The sequence below is a fragment of the Mycobacterium sp. E2479 genome, assembly GCF_001667925.1.
GTDB lineage: Bacteria > Actinomycetota > Actinomycetes > Mycobacteriales > Mycobacteriaceae > Mycobacterium.
Window position 1 is genome coordinate 1 of sequence record NZ_LZJR01000006.1, and the last position, 15,719, is coordinate 15,719.

Below are 15,719 nucleotides of genomic sequence, written 5' to 3' on the forward strand. Positions count from 1 at the left end.
GTGGCGCCCTACCCCGCACCCACCGGCGAACGCGCCAACTGGTGGTGGTATGAACCCTTCCAACCCCAACCACCACCGACCAACTAGGGAATTCACCGCCGCCGGTAATCGTCAGCACCGGATCAAAGCCCAAATGAGTTGATGCGCTGAAAGATTCGAACACGACACGCATAGCAACACCGGCGCGCACGCTAACCCGAACCAAAGTGATCTGTTTGAACCTCAACTCAGGGCGATAGCACGCGACGCACGTCCGCCGATCGGCCGCAAAGATGATGAAGGCCGTCCCCCAATCGCGGACAAACGCGCCGTCAGTCCGTTAGCGGTGAAGAAGGTGAAATCAGCTGATCGGCTGCGGTGTATGGGTCCTGGTCGCCGTCGACCACCGCCTCGGCGAGCCGGTCCAGATCGGGTTGGCTACGCAGCCGGGTGTGCGCCAGCGAGAGAATCTGCGCTCGCGCGCGGGCGAGCCTGCGGGCGCGGCTGTCGGTGCGGCGGTGGTCCTCGATGGCCGCCATCAGGTCTTTGATGCCCTCACCGCGGTGGGCGATCAGCGAAACGATGGGCGCGCTGGTTTCGGCCCGGAGATCCCGAACCGTCTGTTCGGCTCCGTCCCGGTCCGCCTTGTTGACCGCCACGATGTCGGCGACTTCGAGCACGCCCGCCTTGGCGGCCTGAACCGCATCGCCCGCGCCGGGATTGAGGATGACGACGGTCGGGTCGGCGACGGCAGCAATCTCGATCTCGGACTGTCCCACCCCCACCGTCTCCAGCAGGACCACGTCGTATCCGATCGCCCCCAGCAACCGGATGGCCGCAGGAACCGCGGCCGCAAGGCCGCCCAGATGCCCACGGGTGGCCACCGAACGGATGAGTACGTCGGAGTCGTTGATATGCGCGGCCATTCGGATTCGATCGCCCAGCAGCGCGCCCCCACTGAACGGGGACGATGGGTCTACTGCCAACACCGCCACCCGGCAGCCCCGTTCTCGGTACGCGGCGACCAGAGCGGCGACCGTCGTCGACTTCCCCGCGCCCGGCGGGCCCGTGATGCCGACGACCGGCCCCATGCCCTGCGGCGCGGGGCCGATGGCCGCCAGGACCTCGTCGCGCTGCTCGCCCTCGACGAGGCTGAGAAGCCTACCGGCCGCGCGGGGAGATCCGTTGCGCGCGCGGGCAATCAGATCGGCAATGATCATGTACGCATTATGGAGCCGGCACCTCGATTACCGTCGCAGAACCCATTCCACCGCCCGCACACATCGCCGCGACGCCGATGCCACCCCCGCGGCGGCGCAACTCGTGCACCAGGGTGACCAGCATCCGGGCTCCGGTCGCCGCGACGGGGTGGCCCAACGAGCAGCCACTGCCGCTGACATTGACCTTGTCGGGGTCAAGCTCGAGCAGTTTGACGGTGGCCACGCACATCGCGGCGAAGGCTTCGTTGATCTCGAAAAGATCCACGTCCGAGGCCGAAAGTCCCGCTCGGTCAAGGGCTTTCGGTATCACCTCCACCGGTGCCAGCCCGGTGATCGCCGGGTCGACCCCGACCGATGCCCACGACCGGATGGTGGCCAGCGCGGGCAGCCCCAGCCGGTTGCTGGCGATCACCAGCGCGGCCGCACCGTCGTTGGCCCCGCACGCGTTGCCGGCGGTGATCGAAAATCCCTCGATTTCAGGGTGCAGCGGCTTGAGCGCGGCTAGCTTTGCCATGGTGGTGTCCCGCCGCGGATGCTCATCGACCGCGAACAGGCCGTGCGGCGTCTCGATCGGGACGATCTCCTGCTTGAAGCGGCCCTCGTCGATGGCGGCGATGGCATTGCGGTGTGACCGCAGCGCCCAGGCGTCCATCTCCTCCCGACTCACGCCGGCCTTGACCGCGGCGTTCCAGCCAACGGTGATCGACATGTCCATGTTCGGCGCGTCGAGCCGGTTCGGATGGGTCGGCGGGAACCAGTCGACCCACTCACCGTCCACCTGCAGGCGGCTGCGCGGAGACGTCGACGCCGCATTCACACCGCCAGCGATGATCAACTCGTCCATCCCGGCGCGCACGCTTGCCGCCGCGCTCTGCACCGCCGCCTGCCCGGCCGCGCAGTGCCGGTTGTTGGCCAGGCCGGGGACGTGGGACAGTCCGGCCGTGATAGCCGCGTGGCGGGCGATCACGCCGCCCCCGTAGAGCCCTTCGCCCAGGATCACATCGTCGACCTGCGCTGGGTCCAGATCTCTTGCCGTTTCGGTAACCACATGGTGCGCCAGATCGAAAGCGCTGGTATCACGCAAAGTCCCCTTGCGAGCGGTGCCGATGGGGGTGCGCAGTGCGGACACGATGACGGCTTCAGGCACGGGGCTTCTCCAGTCCAACGAGCAAGTGCGGAACTCCGAGAGAGATCCGCACATTCATGAGAACATTATTCTCTCAACTCGAGAGTATGAGTTGCAAGGAGGGCGCCCGGGCGCGCATGCCTACACTCCATAGGAGCATCGTCCGCAACGGTTTGCCAGGAGGGTGAATGACTCAACCGCAAGGGACGATCGCGGTCCCCGGCGGGAATGTGTGGTTCAAACGGGTTGGCGCCGGGCCGGGTCTTCCGCTTCTGGTTGTGCACGGCGGCCCCGGTCTACCCCACACTTACCTGAACTCCCTGCAACGGTTGGCTGACGAACGAGAGGTCGTCTTCTGGGATCAGCTCGGCTGTGGGAACTCCGAGCGCCCGTCGAACGCCGAACTCTGGACCATGGACCGGTCCATCGCCGAAATGGATGCTGTAGTACGGGAGTTGGGGCTGGAGCGCTTCCACGTCTTCGGCAATTCGTGGGGTGGGATGATGGCCCAGCAGTACATGCTCGATGCGACATCTGGAGCCGTCAGTCTCATCATCTCGAACAGCATCGCCTCCATCCCGCAGTTCGCGAAGATGGTGGCGCGCTTGAAGTCCGAGCTGGATCCGGCCACCCAGGCCGCCATCGACCGGCATGAGGCCGCGGGCAGCACGCACGCGCCCGAGTATCAGGCCGCCATCCGCACCTGGAACGAAACCTACCTATGCCGGGTACGCCCTTGGCCGCGCGAGCTCGAGGATGCGTTCCGGAACATGGGCGCCGAAATCTTCGAGACCATGTTCGGCCCCAGCGACTTTCACATCGTGGGGACGATCCGCAACTGGGATGTGGTCGAGAGGCTCCATGAAATCACCGTGCCGACAATCTTGCTCGCGGGTAGGTACGACGAATGCGTGCTCGAACACATGTGGGATATGCACCAGCGCATAGCTGGTTCCCGTTTCGAGCTGTTCGAAGCCAGCGCTCATATGCCGTTCATCGAGGAGCCGGAAAAGTTCGATGCGGTGGTGCGGGACTTCCTGCGCCGGCAGGACGACTAAGACTGTTGGAGTGCAGTAACCTCAGTTCCTCTTGGCTGCATTGAATTTCGCAACGTTTGCCCGGAAGTCCTCGGTCAAGAAGGATTGGCTCTCGGCCGACAGCGCGTAGTCCAAGCTGGCGAGCACGGCCCGTTCCAGATGAATGTTGAGCACCCGTTTGGTGCTCTCCACCGCCTGCTGCGGCAGCTCCAAAATCTTTTTGGCCGTGGCGATCGCCTCGGCAACGGGATCATCGGCAATGTGATTGGCCAATCCGAGTTCGACAGCCCGCTGCGCGGTGATGCGGGTGCCGGTGAGGGCGAATTCCTTGGCCAGCAACAGACTGATGTGCAGCGGCCAGGTCAGCGGTCCACCGTCGGCGGCCACCAGGCCCACCTGCACGTGCGGATCGGCCAGATAGGCGTCCTCGGCGATATAGACGATGTCGCTGAGTGCTACCAGGCTGCAGCCCAGTCCGACGGCGGGGCCGTTGACCGCCGCCACCACCGGAATTCGGCAACGTGCCATGCCGAGCACGATTTCGCGTCCGTCGCGAATGGTCTTGGCGCGCAACTCAGCATCGTTGGCCAGCTCTTCGAGGTACGTGAAATCACCGCCGGCCGAAAACGCCCTGCCGGCGCCGGTGATCACCGCGGCGCGGGCCGTGGGGTCGTCGGTGAGTCGCTGCCACAATCGGGCGAGCCCCACGTGCAGGTTGTCGTTGACCGAGTTGAGCGAATCCGGCCGGTTGAGCGTGATGATGCGCAGTGCGCCGTCGGCCTGAACGTCGATTTCGGTAGGCATGTCGTACACGTCAGACTCCCAATCCCAAGATTCGTGAAGCGATGATGTTCTTTTGTATCTGTGATGTTCCACCCATGACGCTCTGCGCCCGGCTGTACAGGTAGGCGCTCAGCAGATCGGGATCGCGTGTTCCCGCGACGGCCAGGGCCGCATGCCCGACGGATTGTTCGACCCAGGTCATCAGCAGCTTGTCCAGCGAGCCTCCCGATCCGTGCGATACCCCATCGAGCTGTTCGGACAACCGACGCCGAACGTGGTGGGTCAGCATCTGCGACTGAACCGCGGCCCACGCCAGCTCTTCGGGCGCTTCGCCCTCGTTGCGCGACAACAGCTCTCGGACGAGCTTGCCGTAGCGCGCAGCATAGCCGAGCGTGGAGGGCTCGCGTTCGTGCCCCACGACGGTCATGGCGACGGCCCAGCCATCGCCGGGAGCACCGACCATCCGGTCCGTCGGCACCATCGCATCGTCGAAGAACACCTGGCCGAATTCGTTGGTAACCCCGTTGATCATTTGCAGCGGGCGCTGTTGCACGCCAGGCTGTTTCATGTCCAAGACGAACGCGGACAGGCCGCGGTGGCGCTTGGCCCCGGGGTCGGTGCGCGCGAGCAACAGACACCGGTCCGCGACGTCGGAGTAGCTGGTCCAGATCTTGTGCCCGTTCACCACATAGTTGTCGCCTTCGAGGCGAGCGGTGGTGGTCAACGACGCTAGATCCGAGCCGGCACCCGGTTCGCTGAAGCCCTGGCACCAGCGCTCGGTGCCGTTGATGATGCCGGGCAGAAAGCGCTTCCGAAGCTCGTCGCTGGCGTGTGCACCGATGCCGTAGACCAGGTAACCGACGCTGGGGCGCGGCGGCGCACCGGCGCGAACCAGCTCCTCATCGACGATGACGTCATAGACCGGCGCCAAGTCCTGGCCACCCCAGTCTTGTGGCCAGGACAGGCCGAAAAAGCCGTTCTCGTAAAGGGCGCGATGCCAGTCCGCCATGCGCACCCAATACTCGTCGCCCGAGCCGGAAAACTCCTTGGCGTGCGCGGCAAGCCACGTGCGCAGCCGTTCCCGGAAGGCGGCTTCATCGGGTGAGTCACGAAAGTCCAAGATCGATCTCCTTCAACGCGACCGGCCACAGCTCGGTCGATGTGAGCGCCCGGCGCAAGTAGACATGTGCCACGCATTCCCAGGTGTTGCCGATACCGCCGTGCACCTGGATGGCGGTCTCGCAGACGGTGCGGGTGGCGCGCGCGCAGTAGACCTTGGCGATTTGGGCGGCCCGAATGGCTTCGACCGGAGCGAGCTCATCGGCCGCCCACGCGGCATGGCGCAACACGCTCACCGAACCCTCGATCAGCGCCAGGCTTTCGGCCAGCAGGTGGGCGATGGCTTGATAGGAGCCGATCTGCCGACCGTACTGTTCACGGATTTTGGCGTAGTCGCAGGCGACGGCGTGCGCGCCCCTGGCGACACCGACCAAGTCCGCCGTCGTGGTGACCAGCGCGAGGGCCCGCCATTGCTCGGCGATCTCGGAAGACACGTCCCCCAACGTCTCCGGGGATCCTGCGATCGTGGCGTCAGCCCGGGTGAGGTCGACGCTCTGCGGCGAAGCCTGCACACCGACGGCAAGGACTGCGCCGCCCGAAAGCGACAGGGCGCGCTTGGCGCCGCGGGCATCGATCACTCGATTGTCGACGGCTACCGTTGCCGCCGATACGTCCGCGCCGACGTGGCGGCCCAGATCGTCGGCGAGGACAGGCCCGAGGAAGGGCGTGTCAACCAGGCGGCGGCCGAATTCCTCGGCCACGATCGCTACCTCCACGCCGGAGGCCCCGTCGGAACGCAACGACCGCCAGCCGGTGTTCTCGATCTGCTTGTCCAGACGCGTAATTCGGGTCTGGTCATCGAGATCCCGCACCGCTGCGGGCCCCAGATCGTCGGCGAGCTTGGCGGCGGCATCACGTAATTGCCGTTGTTCAGCTGTCAGACGTACATCCATAACGCTCCTTCAGCGCTCGGCGCAGCACCTTGCCGGAGGGCAGGCGGGGAATGTCTGGCACGAACACCACCCGGCTCAGACGTTTGTAGGACGCCAGTCTTTCGTCCACCATGGCGGTGAGTTGGGCCGCATCGACGGGCTCGGACGTCGCGACCGCGGCGACGACGGCTTCGCCGTTGCGTTCGTCGGGAATGCCGAACACCGCGCAGTCTTTGACGGCGGGATGACCGTGTAACACCGCCTCGATTTCGGCTGGAGCGACCTGGAATCCGCGCACTTTGATCATCTCTTTGAGCCGGTCGGTGATTCGCAGCCAACCGCCGGTGTCGAGCCAGCCCACATCCCCGGTGCGGTACCAACTGTCATCGATAGCCTCGGAAGTCGCTTCGGCCGGCAGGTATCCGGCCATCAGCGACGCAGACCGGGCCTGGATTTCGCCGACCTCGCCCGGACCGACCGGCTCGCCGGTCTCGAGTGAAACGACGCGTAGGTCCACCCCGGGGACGGCTCGTCCCACGGTGTCCAGCCGCGAACCTGCGACCGGATTGCACGCTACGACAGGCAATTCCGTGGTTCCGTAGGCCGGAAGCCAACGCACTCCGGTGCGCCGCGTCACCGTCTGCGCGACGTGGGTGTTGACCGGCGTGGCCCCCCACATGATGTAGCGCAGCGACGACAGGTCATAGGACTCGAGGCCGGGATGCGAGGCGATGGCCTGTGCGATCGGAGCGACCGCCATTTCCACTGTGATGCGGTCACTTTCGATGTGGTGGAGCACCCGGTCGATGTCGAACCGGCGATGCAGCCGCACCCAGGCGCCGGTCTCCCACGCGGTCAGCAGGTTCAACAGCCCGAGAATGTGTGACGGCGGTGTCGCCACCTGGATCCGGTCGTGATGCGTCAGTTGCAACGCTTGGCGCCAGTGCCGTACCGCCTCACCCAGCGAGGCGTGGGTGTGCCGGACGGCCTTCGGCAGGCCAGTGGTGCCGGAACTGAACACCAGCGCCGCATCGTTGGTGGGCGGCGGTGCGCCAGCTGTCGGCTCCGCGGCCGGGGCGGGCTCGTCCAAGTGCAGCATCGGCATCAAAGCGGCCAGCACCGGGTGGTCCCCGACGGCGTGCTCGGGGTTGGTCAGCGCGAGCGCATGGTCGACCTCGTCGCGCTTCCACGCGGGGCTGACGAGCACCGCGGTGGCAGCCAGTCGCCAGATTGCGAGGACGACGGCAAGGAACTCGGGCCGATTGGAGGCCATGACAGCGACCCGCTTACCCGCGGTGACACCGTCTTTTGCCAGGTTGGCGGCCCATCCGTCGGCCAACGCGTCGAGTTCAGACACGCTGAATCGCCGTTCCTCGAAGACGAGCGCTGCCGGCTCGGTCACGTCCCATCCCGTCTTGAGAAGATGCTATCGCTTCGTGAGAATAGTATTCTCTATACTGAAGAATGCAAATACGTGACAGGGGGCGGTCTCAGTGACGGTCACCCGGATCATCGAGGGGACCCCGCGGGTGACAGATCCGGCAACAAACGGCTGCAGTGCCGGAACGGTGACGATTCATCTCGACCGCAAGAAGGTGTCGGTGCCCATAGTCCCGGGCGAGACTCTTTTGGAGACCGCGCGGCGGGCCGGGCTGGAACCGCCGTTCAGTTGCGAGGCCGGCAACTGTGGCACGTGCATGGCCAGGCTGGAAGAGGGCCATGCCACCATGCGGGTCAACGACGCTCTCGAATCCGACGAGGTCGCCGAGGGTTACATTCTGACGTGCCAGGGCGTTCCGGATACGGATTCGGTCACGGTGCGCTACGAGTAGCCACGGAGAGGCGGCGGCAATGGCCAAGGGAATCATGTACGTCGAGAGTCTGCCCAGCTCGCCGGATCGCGAGCAGGAGTACAACACCTGGTACGACGAAGTTCACATACCCGAACTGCTGACGCTCGACGGAATCGTCGGCGCACGCCGGCTGCGTCCCGTTGATGGGCAGGGCCCGTATGTCGCCATCTACGAACTCGAAGGTGACGATCTTCAGTCCATCTTGGACAACATGATGGCCAACGCCGGCCGACTGCACATGTCCGACGCCCTGCAGTTGGATCCTGCGCCGATCCCGCGACTGCTCGAGACGACCACCGAATGCGTCGCCTAGACCATGAATGTCGATGACCTGATCCTGGTGAGCATTGACGACCACGTGGTCGAACCGCCAGACATGTTCGTGCGGCACGTGCCCACCAAGTACCGGGACGAGGCACCCGTCGTCGTCACCGACGACAAGGGCGTCGACCAGTGGATGTACCAGGGCAGGCCACAGGGCGTGAGCGGACTCAACGCCGTGGTGTCTTGGCCGGCCGAGGAGTGGGGCCGCGATCCCGCCGGGTTCGCCGAGATGCGTCCCGGTGTCTACGACGTCCACGAACGCGTCCGGGACATGAACCGCAACGGCATCCTCGCGTCGATGTGCTTCCCGACGTTCACCGGCTTTTCGGCCCGGCACCTCAACATGACGCGCGAAGACGTCACCCTGGTGATGGTGTCGGCCTACAACGACTGGCACATCGACGAATGGGCCGGGTCCTACCCGGACCGCTTCATCCCGATCGCGATCCTGCCTACCTGGACTCCCGAGGGCATGTGCGCCGAGATCCGCCGCGTCGCCGCGAAGGGCTGCCGAGCCGTCACCATGCCGGAATTGCCCCACCTCGAAGGACTTCCGAGCTACCACGACGAGGACTACTGGGGTCCGGTATTCGGCACGCTGTCCGAGGAGAACGTGGTGATGTGCCTGCACATCGGCACTGGCTTCGGGGCGATCAGCATGGCGCCCAACGCGCCGATCGACAACCTGATCATTCTGGCCACCCAGGTTTCGGCAATCTGCGCGCAGGATCTGCTGTGGGGTCCCGCCATGCGCAACTACCCGGATCTGAAATTCGCCTTCTCCGAGGGCGGTATCGGCTGGATTCCGTTCTACCTGGATCGCAGCGACCGCCACTACACCAACCAGAAGTGGCTACGCCGTGACTTCGGCGACAAGTTGCCCAGTGACGTCTTTCGCGAACACTCGCTGGCCTGCTACGTCACCGACAAGACATCGCTGAAGCTGCGTCACGAGATCGGCATCGACATCATCGCCTGGGAGTGCGACTACCCGCACTCGGACTGCTTCTGGCCGGATGCGCCCGAGCAGGTGCTTCTCGAACTCAACGCCGCCGCGGCCGACGATTCCGACATCAACAAGATCACCTGGGGCAACGCCTGCCGGTTCTTTGGTTGGGACCCCTTCGCGCGGATCCCGCGCGAGCAGGCGAACGTCAAGACACTGCGCGCCAAGGGAAGTGATGTCGACGTGTCGATCCGGTCACGGGCCGAGTGGGCGCGTCGCTACCAGGAAAAGCAAGCCGCCGTCGCGCGCTAGCTCAAGCCGCTTAATCCCCACGAACGTGCGGCTAGCTTCACGCTCGGGCCCGAACGTGCAACTGGCTTCACATTCGAAGCCGGGCACAGGTGCCTACGGGTTCAGCTCCGGCGGTGGCCGGTACTCGGGCTCGTACCCCGAGATGTGGATCGGGCTTCCTACCAACCTAAATTCGCCAGCTGTCACAACAACTTCCGGCGTGGCCTCGAGCGCCTCGGCGAGGCTACGAACGGCGGCGGCCGGAACTCCGAGCGGGCGCAGTCGCCGCTCCCACCCGACGGCGCTGTCGGTGGCCAGCATCGCCGTGACGACCGCCAGCACTTCGTCGCGGCGGGCGACCCGCTCGGCCATCGTTTCGAAACCCCCGATGCCCGCTTCGGCGGCGAATGACTTCCAGAAGCCGTCGTGCGTGATGAACAGCGCCAGATATCCATCGGCGGTTGGAAACAGCTGAGCGGGAACGTAATAGGAATGTGCCCCGTAGGGGCGGCGCTCCGGCTCGACGCCATCGTTGAGATAGGCGGACGCATGATAGTTCAGCTGGGACAGCATGACGTCGCGCAGCGACACATCCACCTGGCCGCCGGTTCCGGAGATGATCTTCGCCAACAGCCCCAACGCCGCGGTCATTCCGGTGGAGTTGTCGGCCGAGGAATAGCCGGGCAGCGTCGGCGGCCCGTCGGGGTCGCCGGTCAGGGCGGCGGTGCCGACGCCCGCCTGTACCACGTAGTCGAAGGCCGGATCGTCGCCGCCATAGAGGCCGAAACCGGTGATCGCCACACAGACGATCTTCTCGTTGTGCCGGCGCAGCTCGTCGTAGGTCAGGCCCAGCCGGCGGATGGCCGATGGCTTCAGGTTCACCAGCAGGGCATGCGACTCGGCGACGAGTCCGCCCAATCGCTGCTGTCCCGCTTCGGAATTGAGGTCGAGCGTGATGCTGGATTTGTTGCGGTTGAGGCTGGCGAAGTAGGTGGCGCCGACGCTGCGGGAGATCTCACCGCCCGCCGGTTCGACCTTGGTGACCTCGGCACCGAGATCGGCGAGCAGCATGGTCGCGTACGGACCCGCCAGCATGGTGCCGACCTCGAGGACGCGTATGCCGGCCAGCGGCCCGGAGTTTCTTGCCGTCAACGCAATTCCGCGGCGAGTGAGGCGATCATCTCTCGGGTCCGCCGCTTGGAAGCGACCAGCTCATCGCGGTTGTCTCCGATGGGCAGCAGCCGCACCGACAGATCGGTCACACCGGCGTCGGCGAAGCGGCGCATCCGGGAAAGGATCGCCTCCTCGTCACCGGCCGCACACAGATCACCGACATCTCGGGCGTCGCCGCGGTCGAGCAGACGCTGATAGTTGGGCGACACCTCGGCCTCGCCCAGGATGCGGTTGGCTCGCTCCTTGGCTTCCCCGACTTGCCCGGGCGCACAAAGGCATACCGGGATCCCCGCGACTATCCGCGGCGAGGGACGTCCGGCGTCCGCCGCGGCCTTGGTGATCTTCGGCGCGATGTGATCGCCGATCGCGCGTTCGTCGGCCATCCACAGCACGGTGCCGTCGGCGAGCTCACCGGCAATCTGCAACATCACCGGTCCTAAAGCGGCGACGAGCACCGGCATCGGGGTATCGGCCCCGATCGCCAACGGATTGTGCACCCTGAACGAATCGTTCTCGACATCAACCGATCCCGGCCCGGCGACGGCGGCGTTGAGCACTTCCAGGTAGTCGCGGGTGTAGGCGGCCGGCTTGTCGTACGGCAGGCCGAGCATGTCTCGAACGATCCAGTGGTGTGACGGCCCAACGCCGAGCGCCAACCGTCCCCCGGCCACCGCATGCGTCGAGAGCGCTTGGCGGGCAAGAGCAATCGGATGTTGGGCCTGCAGCGGCACCACGGCGGTACCCAGTTCGATACGCGAACTGTGGGCGGCCATCAGCGTCACCATGGTCAGGCAGTCGAAGTCGTTGGGCACCTGCGGCATCCACGCGGTGTCCAGGCCAGCGGATTCGGCCCATTCGATGTCGGAGGCCAGTTTGTCCACCTTGCGGGCCATGTCGCCCCGCTCGGCACCGATCATCACTCCGACGCGCATGGTTCCTCCGTGACGGGTTCCTTCGATTCGGTTTCCACCGTGCCTGTCAGTGCGCGGAGGTCGCGCACGAGGTCGTCCAGCGGTGTTCCGGTGGGGAATACCGCGGCGGCGCCGGCGGAGAGCAGCTTGGGGACGTCGGCCTGCGGGATGGTGCCCCCGACGACGACGGCGATGTCGGAGGCATCGGCGGCGCGCAGCGCCTCCACGGTGCGCGCGGTGAGCGCCAGGTGCGCACCCGACAAAATGCTCAACCCCACCACGGCCACGTCTTCCTGAACCGCGATCGAGGCGATGTCCTCGATGCGCTGGCGGATCCCGGTGTAGATGACCTCGAACCCGGCGTCACGCAGGGTGCGTGCAACGATCTTGGCGCCGCGGTCATGCCCATCCAAACCGGGTTTGGCAACGAGAACGCGCACGGCCATCTAGAACACCACCGGTTGCTGGAATTCGCCCCACACTGCTTTGAGGGCAGAGACCATCTCCCCGACCGTGCAGTACGCGTTGGCGCAGTCGATCAGCTTGTGCATCAGATTGTCGTTTCCTTCGGCGGCGCTCGACAGCGCCGCAAGGGTGGCTTTTACTGCGGTCGAATCCCTTTCAGCCTTGACCTTGGACAGCCGCTTGAGCTGTAGATCGCGTCCTTCGGCGTCGAGTTCATAGGTGACGACGTCGTGTGCCGGTTCCTCCGTCACGAACCGGTTGACCCCGACGACGGGGCGAGTGCCGGCTTCGATGTCTTGATGCATCTTGAAGGCCTCGTCGGCGATCAGGCCCTGCAGGTAACCATCTTCGATGGCCTGGACCATTCCGCCGTGGCGCTCGAGGTCGGACATGATCTCGATGATGCGCTCCTCGGTCGCATCGGTCAGCGCCTCCACGAAATACGAGCCGCCCAGCGGGTCGGCGACGCTGGCCACACCGGTTTCGTGCGCCAGGATCTGCTGAGTGCGCAGCGCCAATGTCGTGGTTTGCTCGGTGGGCAGGGCGAAGGGCTCGTCCCACGCAGCGGTGAACATCGACTGAACGCCGCCCAAAACCGCGGCCATCGCCTCGTAGGCCACCCGCACGATGTTGTTGTGGGCCTGCGGGGCATACAGCGACGCGCCACCGCAGACGCAGCCGAAGCGGAACATCGACGCCTTCGCGGTCGTCGCCCCGTAGCGCTCCTGCACGATGGTCGCCCAACGTCGGCGCCCCGCACGGTATTTGGCGATCTCCTCGAAGAAGTCCCCGTGGGTGTAGAAGAAGAACGAGATCTGCGGCGCGAATTCGTCGATCGTCATGCGGCCGCGCTCGACCACGGTGTCGCAATAGGTCACCCCGTCGGCCAGGGTGAACGCCATCTCCTGCACCGCGTTGGCGCCCGCATCGCGGAAGTGCGCCCCGGCCACCGAGATCGCGTTGAACCGGGGAACTTCGGCCGCGCAGAATTCGATGGTGTCGGCGATCAGTCGCAGCGACGGCTCCGGCGGCCAGATCCACGTCCCGCGCGAGGCGTACTCCTTGAGGATGTCGTTCTGAATGGTCCCGGTGAGCTTTTGCCGCGGGATGCCCTTTTTCTCCGCCGTGGCGACGTAGAACGCCAGCAGGATCGCCGCCGTTCCGTTGATCGTCATGCTCGTGCTGAGCTTGTCCAACGGGATGCCGTCGAACAAGATCTCAAAGTCAACCAGGGTATCCACCGCGACCCCGACCCGGCCGACCTCCTCGCCGAACTCGGGATCGTCGGAGTCGTATCCGCACTGGGTGGGCAGGTCGAGCGCCACCGACAACCCCGTCCCGCCCTGATCCAGCAAGTAGCGGTAGCGGCGGTTAGATTCCTCGGCGGTGCCGAATCCCGAGTACTGCCGGAAGGTCCAGAGCTTGCCGCGGTAGCCGGACGCGAAATTACCCCGGGTGAAGGGGAACTCCCCCGGTTGCGGGGGCTGCGCGTTTACATCCGCCGGCCCGTAGACGGGTTGCAGCGGGATGCCAGACGGAGTGTGGGCCGTATTATCCATCGGTGAATAACGTACTTGCAAAAAAAGAGAATGCCAATACCACATGTTTGACCAGGTAAAAGGAGGCTCCATGCCCACCGGTTCCTCGTCTTTCGCACCGTCGTCGTCTCCGGTGGCAGCCGCGGAATCGGCCTCGCGCTCGGAATCGGTGCGGCCCGGCGGGGCGCCAACGTGGTGTTGCTAGCCAAGACCGCCACCCCCACCCGCGTCTGCCCGGGACGGTGCACACCGCCACCGCCGAAATCGAGGCCGCCGGCGGCAAGGCGCTCGCGGTCGTCGGTGACGTCCACCGCGAAGAGGACGTAGCGGGCAGTCGACGCGGCGGTGCAGCGGTTCGGCGGAGTCGACGTCTGCGTCAACAACGCCAGCGCCATCGCGGTGGAACCGACCGCGACGTTGTCGGCCAGGAAGTACGACCCGATGCAGGAGATCAACCGATCGCGGACCTGTTCCTCGACTGAAGGTCATGCGCGACAGATGATTTCGCCGTGCGGGATGGCAATCCAGCCGTCCGGGGACGCGGCCCATTCACGCCACGCGGCAGAAATCTCCTCGAGCTGCGCGGTGGTCGCCAGGTCGAGGCTCACCAGGTCACGCGCCACGGTCGAGTGCAGAATTCGGTCGGCCCACATTCCGCCCCACCAGTCGCGTGTCGCGGGCGTGGCATAACACCACAGGCTGCCTGTGGGCGTGATGTCGCCGAACCCCGCCTGCCGTGCCCACGCCAGCAGTCGCCGGCCCGCATCCGGTTCGCCGCGGTTGGCGCGCGCGACTAGACGGTAAAGGTCTCGCCACAGGTCGAGCGGCGGTAACTCGGGGTACCAGATGAACCCGGAGTAGTCGGCGTCGCGGACGGCCACGAGGCCGCCCGGCGCGCACACCCGCCGCATCTCGCGCAGGGCAGCAACCGGATCGGCGACATGCTGTAACACCTGATGGGCGTGGACGACATCGAAGGCGCCGTCGGGATAGTCGAGATTCTGCACGTCCGCCGTCGCCAACGACACGTTGGATAGGTTCCGTCGCCCCACTTCGCCGCGGGCGACACTGAGTACGTCGGTGGCCTGGTCGATGGCGGTGACGGATCCGGGTGCGACCCGCGCGGCCAAGTCGGCGGTGATGGTGCCGGGTCCGCACCCTACGTCCAGCACGGACAACCCCGGTTTCAGGTGCGGTAACAGGTACGCGGCGGAGTCCTGGGCGGTGCGTCGCTGGTGCGACCGCAACACCGACTCGTGGTGGCCGTGCGTATAGGTCGCTCGATAGTGGTCGTTCACTGTGGCCCCTTGGTCGCCGGTTCTGGATCGCAGCTTACGCGAGGTGCCCACTTTGTGATATGACCGTCTCGTATTTTGAGACGCCTAGTCGACGGGTACGTTGAGGATCGGTTGGTTGGCACCGGCTCCCGGGCCATCGAAATGCCACCACTCGCCCGAATACACCTTCAACCCGCCATAGGTCATGGCCGACCGCAGCGCCGTCCGGTTCGTCACGGCGTCAGCGCTGAGGCCCTGGGTGTTGAAAGCGGTTGCCCGAGGCGTGAAGTCGTCGAAGTCGGTACCCATGTCGGCAAGGCAAAGTCCGCTCGCGTATAGCCCGGACGCGCACGGCTGCTGCGTCGTCGTGAACGTCACGTCAACGGAACGCCCCGACTCGTGGCTGTGCGCATACGGCCCCGGGCGTGCCACCCAGGCGGGGTCGGGGACCAGATTGAACATCTTGACCTGAACGTCGTGCGGGCGATAGCAGTCCCAGAAGACCAGGAGGTGTCCCTGCGGACGCAACGCGCCGGCCGCAGCGGCGAGACCGGGCGCCATCGATTGGTGCACAAGGCATCTGGCGTCGGACGGATACAGCTGCGTGTGAGTGAAATTGTTCGTCGTCGCGTAGCGCAGATCCAGTATCGCGTCGGGGATGACAGTGCGGACGTCGACGAAGCCTGCCGCGCGTGCAGCGTCACTGACCGGCGGCACGTCGGGGCTGGCTTGCGCGGTGGATGCGCAGCCCACCGGGGCGAGCCACACAGCCATGGTCAATCGCAGCACCCACGCGAGACGCATG

The 15,719-nt window shown here is 65.6% G+C and carries 17 protein-coding genes and 1 pseudogene; 6 read left to right on the forward strand and 12 right to left on the reverse strand.

Features of this window, described 5'->3' with window-relative positions:
* The coding region (locus A5686_RS27720) for a hypothetical protein (protein WP_231986244.1) at positions 1 to 87 on the forward strand (87 nt) is incomplete at its 5' end.
* A 224-nt stretch (positions 88 to 311) separates the two neighbouring features.
* Here A5686_RS27720 and meaB read toward each other — a convergent pair.
* Both meaB and A5686_RS00495 read right to left on the reverse strand, forming a co-directional pair.
* Positions 312 to 1,199, reverse strand: coding sequence for a methylmalonyl Co-A mutase-associated GTPase MeaB (meaB, locus tag A5686_RS00490; protein ID WP_067929816.1), 888 nt, complete (start codon positions 1,197 to 1,199; stop codon positions 312 to 314).
* A 7-nt stretch (positions 1,200 to 1,206) separates the two neighbouring features.
* Entirely contained in the window at positions 1,207 to 2,346 is a 1,140-nt protein-coding gene (locus A5686_RS00495) for a thiolase family protein (RefSeq protein ID WP_067929817.1), read from the reverse strand.
* Between the two features lie 167 nt (positions 2,347 to 2,513).
* On the opposite strand from A5686_RS00495, the gene A5686_RS00500 reads away from it, so the two are divergent.
* The gene (locus A5686_RS00500) at positions 2,514 to 3,383 is read left to right on the forward strand and encodes a proline iminopeptidase-family hydrolase (RefSeq protein ID WP_067929818.1); all 870 of its coding nucleotides are present in this window, start codon (positions 2,514 to 2,516) and stop codon (positions 3,381 to 3,383) included.
* Between the two features lie 21 nt (positions 3,384 to 3,404).
* Here the strand turns inward: A5686_RS00500 and A5686_RS00505 are convergent, their stop codons facing one another.
* The 4 genes from A5686_RS00505 to A5686_RS00520 are packed head-to-tail and all read right to left on the reverse strand — an operon-like array spanning position 3,405 to position 7,538.
* Positions 3,405 to 4,175 (reverse strand): enoyl-CoA hydratase/isomerase family protein, encoded by a 771-nt coding sequence (locus A5686_RS00505; protein ID WP_067929819.1) that lies wholly within the window; start codon positions 4,173 to 4,175, stop codon positions 3,405 to 3,407.
* A gap of 1 nt (position 4,176) precedes the next feature.
* The gene (locus tag A5686_RS00510) at positions 4,177 to 5,265 is read right to left on the reverse strand and encodes an acyl-CoA dehydrogenase family protein (RefSeq protein WP_067929820.1); all 1,089 of its coding nucleotides are present in this window, start codon (positions 5,263 to 5,265) and stop codon (positions 4,177 to 4,179) included.
* The gene (locus A5686_RS00515) at positions 5,252 to 6,157 is read right to left on the reverse strand and encodes an acyl-CoA dehydrogenase family protein (RefSeq protein ID WP_067929821.1); all 906 of its coding nucleotides are present in this window, start codon (positions 6,155 to 6,157) and stop codon (positions 5,252 to 5,254) included. The genes A5686_RS00510 and A5686_RS00515 overlap by 14 nt, the downstream gene beginning before the upstream one ends.
* Positions 6,135 to 7,538, reverse strand: a complete 1,404-nt coding sequence (locus A5686_RS00520; RefSeq protein WP_067929822.1) for a class I adenylate-forming enzyme family protein — start codon at positions 7,536 to 7,538, stop codon at positions 6,135 to 6,137. The genes A5686_RS00515 and A5686_RS00520 overlap by 23 nt, the downstream gene beginning before the upstream one ends.
* Positions 7,539 to 7,629: 91 nt before the next feature.
* Between A5686_RS00520 and A5686_RS00525 the strand changes: the two genes are divergently transcribed.
* The 3 genes from A5686_RS00525 to A5686_RS00535 are packed head-to-tail and all read left to right on the forward strand — an operon-like array spanning position 7,630 to position 9,571.
* On the forward strand, positions 7,630 to 7,968 hold the full coding sequence (locus A5686_RS00525; protein ID WP_067929823.1) for a 2Fe-2S iron-sulfur cluster-binding protein: 339 nt from the start codon (positions 7,630 to 7,632) through the stop codon (positions 7,966 to 7,968).
* A 19-nt stretch (positions 7,969 to 7,987) separates the two neighbouring features.
* Positions 7,988 to 8,302 carry a DUF4286 family protein gene (locus A5686_RS00530; RefSeq protein ID WP_067929824.1) on the forward strand — a complete coding sequence of 105 codons (315 nt, stop codon included), beginning with the start codon at positions 7,988 to 7,990 and terminating at the stop codon, positions 8,300 to 8,302.
* Between the two features lie 3 nt (positions 8,303 to 8,305).
* Positions 8,306 to 9,571 carry an amidohydrolase family protein gene (locus tag A5686_RS00535; RefSeq protein ID WP_067929825.1) on the forward strand — a complete coding sequence of 422 codons (1,266 nt, stop codon included), beginning with the start codon at positions 8,306 to 8,308 and terminating at the stop codon, positions 9,569 to 9,571.
* Positions 9,572 to 9,664: 93 nt separating this feature from the next.
* Here A5686_RS00535 and A5686_RS00540 read toward each other — a convergent pair whose 3' ends face one another.
* The 4 genes from A5686_RS00540 to A5686_RS00555 are packed head-to-tail and all read right to left on the reverse strand — an operon-like array spanning position 9,665 to position 13,658.
* A complete protein-coding gene (locus A5686_RS00540) occupies positions 9,665 to 10,702 on the reverse strand; it encodes a CaiB/BaiF CoA-transferase family protein (protein ID WP_067929826.1) in 1,038 nt (345 codons plus the stop codon).
* Complete coding sequence (locus A5686_RS00545) at positions 10,699 to 11,655, reverse strand: LLM class F420-dependent oxidoreductase (RefSeq protein ID WP_067929827.1); 957 nt, start codon at positions 11,653 to 11,655, stop codon at positions 10,699 to 10,701. The genes A5686_RS00540 and A5686_RS00545 overlap by 4 nt, the downstream gene beginning before the upstream one ends.
* The gene (locus tag A5686_RS00550) at positions 11,640 to 12,080 is read right to left on the reverse strand and encodes a cobalamin B12-binding domain-containing protein (protein ID WP_067929828.1); all 441 of its coding nucleotides are present in this window, start codon (positions 12,078 to 12,080) and stop codon (positions 11,640 to 11,642) included. Before A5686_RS00550 ends, A5686_RS00545 begins: the two co-directional genes overlap by 16 nt.
* Positions 12,081 to 13,658 carry a methylmalonyl-CoA mutase family protein gene (locus A5686_RS00555; RefSeq protein WP_067929829.1) on the reverse strand — a complete coding sequence of 526 codons (1,578 nt, stop codon included), beginning with the start codon at positions 13,656 to 13,658 and terminating at the stop codon, positions 12,081 to 12,083. It lies immediately after the preceding gene.
* A 126-nt stretch (positions 13,659 to 13,784) separates the two neighbouring features.
* On the opposite strand from A5686_RS00555, the pseudogene A5686_RS00560 reads away from it, so the two are divergent.
* Positions 13,785 to 14,186 (forward strand): annotated as a pseudogene (locus A5686_RS00560) (SDR family NAD(P)-dependent oxidoreductase); the annotation flags it as partial.
* Here A5686_RS00560 and A5686_RS00565 read toward each other — a convergent pair.
* On the reverse strand, positions 14,123 to 14,935 hold the full coding sequence (locus A5686_RS00565) for a methyltransferase domain-containing protein (RefSeq protein ID WP_067929830.1): 813 nt from the start codon (positions 14,933 to 14,935) through the stop codon (positions 14,123 to 14,125). The pseudogene A5686_RS00560 and the gene A5686_RS00565 overlap by 64 nt on opposite strands.
* An 84-nt stretch (positions 14,936 to 15,019) precedes the next feature.
* A complete protein-coding gene (locus tag A5686_RS00570; protein ID WP_067929831.1) occupies positions 15,020 to 15,718 on the reverse strand; it encodes a M15 family metallopeptidase in 699 nt (232 codons plus the stop codon).
* Position 15,719: the final 1 nt, after the last annotated feature.